Source organism: Variovorax sp. OK212, assembly GCF_900112425.1.
Taxonomy (GTDB): Bacteria; Pseudomonadota; Gammaproteobacteria; order Burkholderiales; family Burkholderiaceae_C; genus Variovorax.
The window spans coordinates 152,262-164,749 of record NZ_FOLP01000013.1 but is presented as its reverse complement, the minus strand read 5'-3'; the positions used below and the strand labels follow the sequence as shown (position 1 = coordinate 164,749).

General features: G+C 69.0%; 9 protein-coding genes. 2 read left to right on the top strand and 7 right to left on the bottom strand.

What is annotated here, in order from left to right; genetic code table 11:
* Positions 1–95 precede the first annotated feature (95 nt).
* The 3 genes from BM004_RS28905 to BM004_RS28895 are packed head-to-tail and all read right to left on the bottom strand — an operon-like array spanning position 96 to position 2,706.
* Positions 96–785: a response regulator transcription factor gene (locus BM004_RS28905; protein WP_093218637.1), complete on the bottom strand. Its 690-nt coding sequence runs from the start codon at positions 783–785 to the stop codon at positions 96–98.
* Positions 786–789: 4 nt separating this feature from the next.
* The gene (locus tag BM004_RS28900; protein WP_093218636.1) at positions 790–1,575 is read right to left on the bottom strand and encodes a nuclease-related domain-containing protein; all 786 of its coding nucleotides are present in this window, start codon (positions 1,573–1,575) and stop codon (positions 790–792) included.
* An 18-nt stretch (positions 1,576–1,593) separates the two neighbouring features.
* On the bottom strand, positions 1,594–2,706 hold the full coding sequence (locus BM004_RS28895; RefSeq protein ID WP_143072545.1) for a hypothetical protein: 1,113 nt from the start codon (positions 2,704–2,706) through the stop codon (positions 1,594–1,596).
* Positions 2,707–2,937: 231 nt separating this feature from the next.
* Between BM004_RS28895 and BM004_RS28890 the strand changes: the two genes are divergently transcribed.
* Positions 2,938–4,095, top strand: a complete 1,158-nt coding sequence (locus BM004_RS28890) for a porin (protein ID WP_093218556.1) — start codon at positions 2,938–2,940, stop codon at positions 4,093–4,095.
* A 144-nt stretch (positions 4,096–4,239) separates the two neighbouring features.
* Positions 4,240–6,402 carry a type IV pilus secretin PilQ gene (gene pilQ, locus BM004_RS28885; RefSeq protein WP_093218632.1) on the top strand — a complete coding sequence of 721 codons (2,163 nt, stop codon included), beginning with the start codon at positions 4,240–4,242 and terminating at the stop codon, positions 6,400–6,402.
* Positions 6,403–6,492: 90 nt separating this feature from the next.
* On the opposite strand, the gene BM004_RS28880 is transcribed toward pilQ, so the two are convergent.
* The 4 genes from BM004_RS28880 to BM004_RS28865 form a co-directional block, all read right to left on the bottom strand.
* Positions 6,493–6,675: a hypothetical protein gene (locus tag BM004_RS28880; RefSeq protein ID WP_093218630.1), complete on the bottom strand. Its 183-nt coding sequence runs from the start codon at positions 6,673–6,675 to the stop codon at positions 6,493–6,495.
* Positions 6,676–6,843: 168 nt separating this feature from the next.
* Positions 6,844–10,626, bottom strand: a complete 3,783-nt coding sequence (locus BM004_RS28875) for a pilus assembly protein (RefSeq protein WP_093218626.1) — start codon at positions 10,624–10,626, stop codon at positions 6,844–6,846.
* Positions 10,627–10,631: 5 nt separating this feature from the next.
* On the bottom strand, positions 10,632–11,291 hold the full coding sequence (locus tag BM004_RS28870) for a pilus assembly PilX family protein (RefSeq protein WP_093218623.1): 660 nt from the start codon (positions 11,289–11,291) through the stop codon (positions 10,632–10,634).
* On the bottom strand, positions 11,288–12,487 hold the full coding sequence (locus BM004_RS28865) for a PilW family protein (RefSeq protein WP_177238193.1): 1,200 nt from the start codon (positions 12,485–12,487) through the stop codon (positions 11,288–11,290). The genes BM004_RS28870 and BM004_RS28865 overlap by 4 nt, the downstream gene beginning before the upstream one ends.
* Between the last annotated feature and the right edge of the window lies 1 nt (position 12,488).

The window sequence follows — 12,488 nt, the reverse complement described above, 5'->3', positions numbered from 1 at the left end:
AGGAGGGGACCGACGGACCGGTGGATCGGCAAGGGTCGACTGTGGGCGACTGTGGGCGACAGTGAGCGGCGGTGAGCGGCAGTGAGCGGCGCGGATCAGGATTCCTGCCGGGCCTGCGATTCCCACGCAAAGCCGACGCCGTACACGGAGCGGATCCAGTCGTGCGCCGCCGAGACGGTGGCGAGCTTCTTGCGCAGGTTCTTGATGTGCGTGTCGACCGCGCGCTCGTTCACGTCCAGCGCTTCCGGAAACGCCGCCTCCAGCAGCTTCGATCGCGTGAGCACGCGCCCCGGCTCCTGCGACAGCGCGCGCAGCAGCAGCGACTCGCGGCGCGTGAGCGGCAGGTGGTGCCCGTCGAGCACCGCGCAGCCGCGCACCGCGCCGAAGGTGACCGGCGCCTGCGGGCGCGCCACGCGCGTGCGCTGCGCATAGCGGCGCAGCACCACCTGGATGCGCACCGCCACTTCCTTCGGCGAGCAGGGCTTGCACACGTAGTCGTCCGCGCCCAGCTCGAAGCCGCGCAACCGGTCGGCCTCGCCGGCACGCGCGGTCAGCATGATGATCGGGTGGTCGCTGCGCGCGCGGATCTTCTCGAGGATCTGCAGGCCGCTGACGTGCGGCAGCTCCACGTCGAGCAGCGTGAGCGCCGGCGGCGCGGTGAGGATGCGTTGCAGCGCCACCGCGCCGTCGTCGATGCGCTCGATCTCGTGGCCGGCGCGCCGCAGCTCGTCATGCAATGCCGGCGCGGCCTCGCGCTCTTCCTCCACCAACAGGATCCGGCTCATCGGCTCATTGCAGCTTCAGCAGGCCCGGGTGCGTCGGCCTGGCCTGCGCATGGGCACGCGCCGGCATCGGTGCGCCGCGCTCGCTGCGGTCCCGGCTGTTGCGCAGGTGGTCGTCCACCGTGAGCTCGCCCTGGAGGCCGGACAGCAGCTGCAGCGTGCGGTCGATGGCCGCGTCGTCGAGCATCGGGTAGCCCTGTTCGGTGCGGCCGTTGTTGCGCGCCACGCGCGCGATGTAGGGCAGGTCCTGCGGCGTGATCACGACGGTGGGCATCACGCCTTCGAGCTCGACGCCCTCGAACGGCAGCAGCACGAAGTACTGCACGCGCAGGTCGGACGGCAACAGGCTGCGCAGGTGCGTGGTCTTGCGGCCGCATTGCCAGGCGGGGTCTTTCACCTCGCGTGCCAGCGAATTCCCGCGCTGGCGCAGGAACCAGCGCGGCACCGTGTGCGCCGATGTCTTGCGGTACACCACCGCGTTGCGCCAGCCCTTCACCTCGAACAGGTACACGCCGGCTTCGCACACCAGCGCCACGTCGAAGCGGGCCGTGGGCACGGCGCTGCCGTCGTACATCGGGATCACCAGGTCCTTGAGCACGTGCATGCGGCCGAAGGCGGGCTGGAAGGCGGCGGCGAGCTGCTGGATGCCCAGCGCGGTGGCCGTGGTGTTCGCCTGCTCGCTGTCGATGGCGCACACGCGGCGCGCGAGCGCGCCGGTGTCCGGCTTCGGGTGTCCCTGGCCGGGCAGCGTGAGCACGGGGCGGACGGGGACTTTGTGCAAGGCAGTGGTCATGTAAGGCTCCTTCGAGCTTCAAGGATTGCGCAACTTTCGGGAGACTTTGTGCAGAAACGGCAACGGCGTGTTCGATGAGTTCGCCACCGCATCGACGGAGGTGTCGTTGCCGATGCTTCCCATGAAGACGACCCACGCCAGCGCGAGCTCGCCGTTGGCCGCCGCCAGCACGTGCAGGTCGAGCAGCAGGCCCTGGAAGTCTTCCATCAGCTGCACTTCGGAAATCTGCGCGCGGTCGCGGCGCGACTTCGACTGTTCGAATTCGGCGCGCGCGTTCATCACGCGCGCATACGCGATGTTGGCGATCTCGCTCTGCGCCTGCAGGCGCTGCAGCGCGGTGGCGACCTGGTCGCGCGCCTGCGCCACGGCCTGCGCGTAGAGCGGCTTGCCGGGCATGTCGATGGCCTGCTGCTCGCCGGCCGCATCGGCCGCATCGGTTGCAGCGGCCGCATCGATCACGCCGGCGGGCATGGCCTCGGAGTCCGCGTCGTACAGCGCCGCGGCCAGGTGGATGTCGCTGCGGTTCGACAGCACCGCCATCGGCAGCTCGCGCGGCACGTCGGCGGCGAAGCGGGGCAAGGACTTGTCCTGCAGCGCATCGGCCAGCAGCTCGTTCATGGCCGCTTCGCTCATGTGGCATTGCGCGGCAAGGTAGCCGATGTAGCTCGCGCGCTGTGCCTTCAGCTTGCCGATGTTGGCGCTCGCGGCGGCCCGCCGCGCGGCGAGCTGCTTTGCGAAGTCGTCGTGCGGCAGCGTGCTGCCTTGCAGGAGGGCGGTTTGCCGCTGCACCGCGGCGCGCGTGTTCTCCAGGTAGAGGAGCTCGAGCGTCTTCACCTTGAGCGCGATGTAGGCGGCGGCCACGCCCGACCCGGCGCTGCCTTGCGATGCGGCCATCAGCCGGTTCATCGCAACGTCCTCGAAGCCGGACCACCAGGGCTGCGTGTTCGATGCGTGGGCATTCGCGCCTGTCTGCGATGGCGTGTGCGATGGCGTCTGTGCACGCGCCTTGTAGTCCACGAACATGCCCGCCGCCAGCACCGACGTGGAGTGAACCATCGCCATGCTCGTGCTGGCGCATGCGATGGCCAACGCACCGCACATCGCCGCCATCAGTGTTCTCGAACGCTTCACCTTGGAGTCTCCAGCTTCGTCATGCCCGGATCTTTTCAGCTGAATTGGGAGAAATTTGAAGGACCGATGAATGGGGCTTCTGCATGCGATGCGAACGCGTTTGACGTGCGCGCACAACAGTCGATGGCGCAGAAAACGGATCTACCAAATTCCTCCAGATTTGGACGAAACCATGCGTACAGCCGGTCGATACCGAGCGGCCGCATCAGACCTGAAACTGGAGAAACCTGAATGAAGAAAACCCTCACGGCATTCGCTGCCCTGGCCGTCTGCGGCCTGGCTTCTGCCCAATCGTCCGTCACGCTGTTCGGTGTCGTCGACGCCGGCGTGACCTACCAGTCGGCCACCTCGCGCGACGCGACCACGGGCGCGTCGATCAAGCAAAGCAAGACGAGCCTGAGCAACTCCGGCTACAACTCCAGCCGCATCGGCTTTCGCGGCACCGAAGACTTGGGCGGCGGCCTGGCTGCGAGCTTCTGGCTCGAAGCCCCCATCACCAACGACGACGGCGCCACCGGCATCAGCACCTTCAGCCGCCGCTCCACCGTGAGCCTGTCGGGCAACTTCGGCGAACTGCGCCTGGGCCGCGACTACACCGCCACCTTCTGGAACGACACCGTGTTCGACCCGTTCGGCACCAACGGTTCGGGCTCCAGCGTGATCAATACCGTCAGCGGCAGCACCGGCCTGAACAACGCCAACTACGTGCGCGCCAGCAACGCGGTGGGCTACTTCCTGCCGCCGAACCTGGGCGGCTTCTACGGCCAGCTGCAGTACAGCTTCCACGAGAACACCAGCACCGACGCGACCAGCACCACGGCGGCCACCAGCAGCAGCGCGGGCCGCTACGTCGGCGGGCGCTTCGGCTACGCCAACGGCCCACTGGACGTGGCGCTGGCCGTGGGCCAGAACGTGGCGGCGGACACCACCACGCTGGAGCGCAAGGTGCAGACCATCAACCTCGGTGCGTCGTACGACTTCGGCCCGGTCAAGCTGTTCGGTGAACTGTCGAACGTGAAGAACAAGTTCAACACGGCGCTGAGCAACACGCACGACAGCTACAACGGCTACCTGTTCGGCGCAACGGTGCCGGTGGGCGCGGGCCTGATCCGTGCGTCGTACTCGGTGGTTCGCTACAACGAAGGCGCGGCCGGCATCACGGGCGAAGACCCGCGCGCGCAGAAGCTGGCCATCGGCTACGTGCACAACCTGTCCAAGCGCACGGCGCTGTACGCCACGGTGGCGCGCGTGAACAACCGCAACGACGCCAACTACACGGGCAGCCTGGTGTCGGCCAGCACCACCGGCTACGGCAGCGCGGGCGTGGGCTACACCGGCCTGCCGCGCTCGTCCACGGGCTACGACTTCGGCATTCGCCACGCGTTCTGACGAAGTGATGCGGCAGCGCGGCTGAGGGGCCGCGCTGCTTGCTGGCCCCGGCACCGTGCCTTGCGCGGTGCCGGGGTTCGCGCTGCGCTCATGAGGGGGCTCGAAGCAGCGAGGAGGTGAAGCCGCAGTTTCAAGGCAGGTGAAATGAACCAACAGACATTCGCGGTCCCGCGCTGGTTGCGCGCGGCCGCTTTCCGGGCAGCGTTCCTGCTCGCAGCCGTCGGGCCGCTCGCGGCCGCACACGCACAGACACCGGCACAGGTACCCGCACAGAACCGCATCGAGTCGGTCACGGGCACGGTGCAATCGGGCACCGAGGTGCTGCGCATCGATTTCTCCGAACCGCTGGCCGCCGCGCCCGGCGGCTTCGTCGTCCAGTCGCCCGCGCGCATCGCGCTCGACTTTCCCGGCACGACCAGCAACCTGGGCCGTGCCGCCATCGAAATGAACCAGGGCAACCTGCGCTCGGTGAACGTCGTGCAGGCGGGCGAGCGCACGCGGCTCGTGCTGAACCTGAAGCAGGCCGCCGCCTACCGCACCGAGATGCGCGGCAAGTCGCTGCTGGTGTCGCTGCAGCCCGCGCCGGGCGCGCCGCTCGCGGCGGCCCAGCCGTCGGAGTTCGCGGAGAACCGCAACCGCGACGTGCTGCCGCTGCGCGACGTCGACTTCCGCCTGGGCACCGACGGCGCCGGCCGCGTGATCGTCGCGCTGCCCAACGACCAGGTGGGTGTGGACATCCGCCAGCAGGGCAAGGGGCTCGTGGTGGAGTTCACCAAGTCGTCGCTGCCCGAGGGCCTGAACCGCCGGCTCGACGTGTCCGACTTCGGCACGCCCGTGCAGACGGTGTCCATGCAGCAGGCCGGCGACCGCGTGCGCATGCTGATCGAGCCGCGCGGCGACTGGGAGCACAGCGCCTACCAGAGCAACAGCCAGTTCGTGGTGGAGCTTCGCCCGCGCAAGGACAACCCCGGCAAGCTCACGCCGGGCGTGGGCTACAACGGCGAGAAGCTGTCGCTCAACTTCCAGAACATCGAGATCCGCTCGCTGCTGCAGGTGATCGCGGACTTCACCAACTTCAACATCGTCACCTCCGACTCGGTCAGCGGCACGCTCACGCTGCGGCTGAAGGACGTGCCGTGGGACCAGGCGCTGGACATCATCCTGGAGGCGAAGAACCTCGGCATGCGCAAGAGCGGCAGCGTGCTGCGCATCGCGCCGGAGGACGAGCTCAACGCCAAGGAAAAGCTCAGGTACGAGGCGCAGGCCGCGCTGCAGGGGCTGGAGCAGCTGCGCACGCAGTCGTTCCAGCTCAACTACGCGAAGGCGGCCACGGTGGCCGCGGGCCTCACCGGCAGCGGTGCCGGTTCGGGCGGTGGCGGTGGCGGATCGGGCGGCAGCACCACGCGCCTGTTGAGCGCGCGCGGCAGCGTGCTGGCCGAGGTGCGCACCAACCAGCTGTTCGTGACCGACATTCCCTCGCGCCTCACGCAGGTGGCCGAGCTGCTCCAGAAGCTCGACGTGCCGGTGCGGCAGGTGCTGATCGAGGCGCGCTTCGTCGAGGCCAGCGACACCTTCAGCAAGTCGCTGGGCGCCAAGCTGGGCGGCGGCTTCGTCAACAGCAACTCGGCGGTGGGCGTGACGCCCAGCGTGAGCTCGTCGACCAGCGGCGGCGTCACCACCGTCACCGGCAGCAACACCTACTCGAACACCAGCTTCGTGAACCTGCCGGCCACCAGCACCACCGGCGACGCGGTGGGCACCTTCGCACTGTCGCTGTTCAACTCCGGCCTGACGAAGATGCTCAACCTCGAGATCTCCGCGCTGGAGGCCGACGGCAAGGGCAAGGTGGTGTCGAGCCCGCGCGTGGTGACGGCCGACCAGACCAAGGCGCTGATCGAGCAGGGCACCGAGCTGCCCTACCAGGTGGCGACCTCGAGCGGCGCCACCTCCATCGCGTTTCGCAAGGCCAACCTCAAGCTCGAGGTGACGCCGCAGATCACGCCCGAGGGCAACATCATCCTGTCGCTGGACGTCAACAAGGACACGGTGGGCCAGTCGACCACCGCGGGCTACGCCATCAACACCAAGCACATCCAGACCGAGGTGCTGGTGGAGAACGGCGGCACGGTGGTCATCGGCGGCGTGTTCGAGCTGACGGACACGAGCTCCGAGTCGCGCGTGCCGGTGCTGGGCGAACTGCCGGTGGTGGGCGCGGTGTTCCGCACGCGCAGCCGGGTCAACAACAAGACCGAGATGCTGATCTTCATCAGCCCGAAGATGATCGGCGACCGCAACGCGGCGCGCTGAGCGCGGGCCGCGCGGGCGGTCATCCGGGGTCTTCACCAAAGCCGGCGGGTCTCGCCGGCTTTTTGTCGTGTGCGTTTCTTGCTGCCGGTCTCAGCGCGCCGCGCGACCTTCATGGCTCTCCTCGATCCAGTGCGTGCCCGGGCCATGCGCGCGGTTGCCCGCGTCCACCGCGGCCTGAAAGGCATTGCGCACGGCAGGCGAGTCGGGCTCCCAGAGCCAGTGGCCTTCGGCGACGCCGCTCAGCAGGCCGGTGCGGGGCAGGCGCCAGCGCACCCGGATCCGGAGGCGTGGAGCGGATGAAGGCGGCGAAGGAGATGTGGGCGGTGTGGGCGATCTGGGCGACGCGGGCGATGAAGGCGCGAACATGCCGCGCAGTCTGCGCGGCGATCGGGGAGAAACCTGGGCGGCGCGGCGCGCGGCGCAGGCCGCGTTGCCGCGCGCTTACTGCACCACCGGCACTTCGCGCCAGTTCAACAGCCGCAGGCTGAGGCTGGAAGACAGCGACACCTTCAGGTTGTCCACCGTGCCGGTGCTGGAGCCCACCGACAGCGTGGTGCCGCCGCTGGTGCTGCTGGTGAAGCGCAGGTCGGTCACCGCGTAGGCCTTGGCGATGTAGGCGGCACTGTCCTGCAGCGCCGACTGCCCGGTGCCGAAGTTGATCGCATAGACCCGGCTGGTGCCCGAGGGGCTGCACGCATCGGTCGTGGTGAGCGTCGAGGCGAAGGCGACCACGCCGCTGGTGGTGGTCGGGTTGGTGATCATTCGCCACGCGATCGCGCTGCCGCTGTCGGTGCCCAGGTCCACGTACCAGCCCATCGAGCTGCTGGCGAAGCTCGCGCCGGTGGTGAGGTCGGTCAGCGCCGTGAGGTTGCCGCGCGCGAGCGGAAAGCCCACGCCCGCGGGCAGCGAGGCCGCTGTGTTGAAGGCCGATGCGCTGCCATCGATCAGCGCGTAGAAGCCCTGGCCCAGCGACGTGCTCACGTCGCTCGACGCCAGCAGCCGCCCCGTGCCCAGCATCACGTAGCGCTTCTTCGTGCCCGGCTGGATCTCGATCAGCGGCTGCGTGGTGACCGGTTGCGCGTTGCCGCTGGCGTCCGTGAGGCTGGCCAGCAGCAGCGGCGCGCTGTAGGCCGCGGTGCCGGTGAGGTCGAAGCGCCAGACCTGGCCGTCGAGGTCACCGGCGTAGATGGCGTCGGCGGTGCCGTCGGTGAAGTCGCGCACGTAGGCCGCGGCATGCGCCAGGCCCGGTGCGCTGCTGCCGGTCTTGAGCTTCTCGAGCAGCGCGCCGGTCTTGGGGTTCACGAGGTAGATGTAGCCGTAGCCGTCGCTGTTGTCGTAGCCCGAGGTCAGCACCGCCACCCAGCCGTACCTGGCGGTCTTGACCACCGTCGGCTCGCCGTAGCTGTAGCCCATGGTGGCGTCGGTGAACTCCCACAGCACCTTGGCCGCCACGACCGATTCGGAGCCCATGCCCGCGGGGTCGGTCACGTCGATCGCGTAGTAGCTCTTGCCGCCCTTGCCCAGGCCGCCGATCAGCACGCTGCGCCAGTCGGAGGTGGCGGCGGAACTGGTGGTGAGCGAGCCGCCCGCGTAGTTGAAGTCGATGTCGAAGGCCAGCGGCGTGGCGTCCACGAAGTAGCGGTGGCTGTAGCCCGGGTTGCCCAGGGCCGTGAGGCCGTCGGAGGCCGCGGTGTTGGGCGTGCCGCTCGGCCCCTGGAACAGCGCGCCGGGCACATAGGAAAAAATCTCGGTGCCGGCGTCGGTGCCGGTGAGCGATCCGTTGAACGCATGCAGCATGCCGTCGTTGGCGCCCACGTACACCACGGTCGGCCGGCTCGCCCAGGTGCTCTTGAAGGCCGCGTAGCCGGGGTTGATCGAGTCGGAATAGGTGAGGCTGGGCGCGGCCACCGGCGTCACCTTGGAGCCGACGATGTCGCCCAGCAGCACGGCGCGCGCGCGGTAGGCCTGGCTGCTGCCGCTGGCGGTGGAACCGGCTTCCTGGGTCGGGTCGCCGCGCAGGTAGTTGAGGTAGTCCGATGCGTCGCTGCCGCGGTAGGAGGTGACCAGCGCGGCCTTCTGGCTGGTCGTGAGGTTCGCGTAGCGAAACGGCTGGCCGCTGCTGCCGTTCCAGGTCGCGATGCGCCGCGCCGTGTTCCAGCCCGTGCCGGCGAGCTGCGCGGCCAGCTTGGCGGTGGAGGTCCACATCACGGTGGCGGTGGTGCTCAGGTCGGTGCCGATGGTCACGCTGCTGGCGGTCAGCACGCCGGTCCAGGTCTTGGAGGCGTACTGCGCGGCATAGGAGGCGCTGCCCGAATCGCTCACCTGCGCGGACGACAGCGACAGCGAGGTGGTGTACGCGCTCACGGCCGAGGCGATGGACGAGAAGGCCTTGGTGAGGCCCGCGACCATCTGGCTCGCGTTGCCCGCCAGGAAGTAGTTGTCGGGCCGCAGCGCGGTGGTGCTGCCCATGGTGATGGTGTCGCCGGCCGTGTTCCACCAGCTCTGCGTGAGCGCGGTCTTCGTTTGCGCGGGGTCGTAGCCGGTGGGCACCGTGAAGCCGCCGTACTTGGCCGCAAGCCAGTAGGGGTTGCTGGCGGCGGCCGTCTGGTACTCCATCACGTCCATCCAGTAGGTCGAGACGGTCTGCGTGCCGCTCAGGTCGGCGCGGATGTCGTTGGTGTGCGCGCCGTAGGCCAGGCCCGCGATGTAGTAGGTGGCGTACGAGCTGTTCCACCAGGCGTCGGTCTTCGAGCTCAGGCCTTCGAGCGTGAGCAGGTTGTTGGTGTAGGTGCGCGCGTTGTTCAGCGTGTCGCTGCTCACGGCGGCGGGCTTGGCACGGGTGCCGGTGAGGTAGCCGCCGCCCACGTTGTAGTCGTAGTGGGTGTTGGTGTCGCCGATGCCCAGGATGAAGTTCTTCTGGCACGCGTAGGCGATGGGGTCGCTCCAGCTGGTGACGGCCGGGAAGCCGTCGAGCAGCGTGGTGCGCGTGGCGGACGAAGACGTGGTGGCCGGCGTGATGTAGCTGGTCCACGTCGACACGTTGCCCAGGTTCTGGAAGTAGCGCAGCGCCGCGTAGTAGAGCTCGCTGACGTTGTCGTCCGTCATGTACGAGGAGGCGGTGGTGCCGAACTTGTTGAGGTAGTTCATCACGCCGCTGTTGCCGATGGTGATGCCGCTGGTGCTGGTGGTGGCGCTGGCGGTGGCGCTGTCGGGGTTGGTCACCATGACGCCGGTGCTCGCGCTCCACTCGGCCTTGGTGTTGCCGGTGACGGCGCTCGACAGCGGCGACGGGTAGGTCGGCCCGATGAAGCCCATGGGCGCGCGCAGCACCGCGCCCTGCACGGTGGCGCCGTCGCCGTTCAGGTACGAGAAGGCGCCGTAGCGGATCTTGTTGGCGTAGCTCTGCATCAGCCCTTCGGGCTTGTACTGGCCGTTGGGGTACAGCACGCAGTTCGACTCCACGCCGCCGGCCGAGGTGCCGGGGTCGCAGACCTTCACTCGCACATAGACGCGGTAGGTGCTCGCGGCGGTGTTCGAGGTGGAGGCGTTCACCCAGTCGGTGCCCGCCACGCTGGTGTTGCTGTAGCTGGTGCCGGTGCCGCTGAACACCATGGTGTTGCCGCGCTTCCAGATACTGGTGTTGAAGCTGCTCCAGCCCAGCGGCGTGGCCGAGGAGATCAGCGCGCTCGCGAAGTTGTGGCCGGTGGACGTGGCCTGGCCGGTGCCGCGCAGCGGGAAGTTGGTCTGCGAGCCCTGGCTGGAACCCCAGGCCTTTTCCAGGATGGTCTGGCTCTCCGTGTCGACGTTGCGGTAGCCCCCGGTGAGCGCCCAGCGGAACGGGTCGATGGTCTGCATCGTCGCCCAGTTCATGAAGTTGCCGCTCCACTTGCCCGAGCAGGTGTGCAGGTTGCTGCCTGTGGACAGGCCCGCGGGCTGGAAGTAGCTGCTGGCCGGCGTGGTGCTGTTCAGCGTGTACGTGTAGCACTTCAGCGGATCGAAGTAGCCGAGGTAGGTCGAGCTGTCGGCGTAGTTGCCGAGGTTGGCCACGCTGATGGCGGTGGGGTATTCCACCGACAGCGTGAGCGCGAGGTTGCCGGGCACGTCGGCGCTGGCGAACACGGGCTGGTCGGCCAGCGACACGGCCAGCGACGCGGCCGGCGAGGGTTGCGCGGCCAGCAACAAGGTTGCGGTCAGCGCGAAGGAAGCGGCGCGGAAGCGGTTCATCTGGGTTACTCGGGCCGGGTGAACGAGGTTTGAAGGAACACCTGCGTGGCGCGCGCGCCGGTCACGCGCACGCTCAGGCGGTAGACCGGCGAGATGCCGGAGGCCGGCCGCTGGCTCGCGGGCAGCTGGCTGCTGCCGCCGGTGACGGTGTTGCTCGACGGTGCGTAGACGCAGGTGCCGGTGGTCGCGGTGCCGGCGGCGCGGCACAGGCGGTCGATGACGTAGCGGATGCTGATGTCCGCCGTGGCGCCCGCCAGGTCCGCCGCGCCCGGGCTGAAGGCGGCGCCGGTGAAGTCGGCGCCGCTGGGCGTGCTGCCGCCGGCCAGCAGCACCAGCGGGATGCCCTGCGTGTCGGCCACCAGCTCCACCGCGCTGTAGTTGGCTGCGGGCACGCTGGCCGCGGAGAGCGTCGCGGTCTTCAGGGTGCCGCTCTTGAAGGCCGACAGCACGTTGGACGCGGCCTGCTCGCCCTGGCTCGCGAGGTCGCGCCGGAACGCGAGGTTGCCGGCACCGGCCAGCGAGGTGTGCATCGACCGCACGAGCGCCACGCCGCCGATCAGCAGGATGACCAGCACGATGAGGCAGAACAGCAGCACGACGCCGCGCTGGCGCCGGGCACCGGCGGCTGGGGCGGTGGCCGTGGCTTGAAGAAAGGCAGGTGTCATGACGTCGGCAGCAGCAGCACGTTGCGAAGAGGGACCGTGGTTTCGACCACGCGATGGCGAAAGTGCTGTTCGTCGGTGCTGAAGCTCACCGTCTGGCGCAGCGACGCGGCGAGGTCGTTGAACAGCGTGAGCGAGGCCGGCGAGGGCAGCTCGCCGTTGGCGTTCGCCTTCTCGTAGCCGGCGCTGCGCAGCACCAGCGCGATGCGCACGGCGACCACCTGGCGCGCGGTGGCCGGCGTGGCCATCAGCGTGGCGATGTCGTAGCCGGCCGCGCCCGGGTCCACCCAGGTGTCGAGCACGCCGTCTGCGTTGGTGTCCAGGCCGTAGAGCGCATGCATCTCGGCCACGCCGTCGGCAATGGCCTGCGAGGCGTCGGTGGCGTTGCCCATCAGCAGGTCGTAGCTGTAGAGCGTGTGGTTGCTGCCCACGCCGAACATCTGGAACTGCGTGTTGCCCGCGCCGACATTGCCCAGCGGCGTGAAGTAGGCCGTGCCGCTCGCGGCCAGCGTGCCCAGGGTGGTGGCCTTGCCCGACGCCGTGTAGTAGGTGCTGCCCAGCGGCAGCGCGTCGTTGCCGGTGGTGTCGGCGAAGGCCGAGCCGGCGTGCACCTGCTCCAGCAGGCAGTCGGTGGTGCCGTTGGCGCTCACCAGGCCGAGGTCGCCTTCGGCCAGGCCCACGGTGCTGTCCAGCCGAAGGATCTCGGCCGACTTTCCGGCCGAGAGAATCAGCCGAGGCACGTCGCCCGACGCGGCGGTACCGCCCATGACCACCAGCACGTCGGAGCCCGCGTCCGACTGGTTCTTGCCGATCAGCACCGGTGCCACGCGCAGGTTGGCGCTGCCGCTCGCGCCGCCGAGGAAGCTGCTCGCAAAGGGCGCCGGGAACGCGCTGCCGCGCGGCAGGTTGGGGCTGGCCGGCAGCGTGGCGTTGAGCCGGCAGCCGAAGGCGCCCGCCAGGCTCCACGACTGCGTGAAGCCCGAGCCCGCGGCGCGCACCGCGCGGTCGAGCACGTAGGCGGCGTAGGCGCCGGTCTGACTCATGTCGTTGGTGGCGGTGGTGGTGCGCTTGTTCGACTCGCTGAAGATCAGCAGGTTGGTCACGGCCAGCGTCACCACCAGGCCGATGACGATCGCCACCATCAGCTCGATGAGGGTGACGCCGCGCTGCATGCGGTTCGCACGGTTCATGCGTTGCATG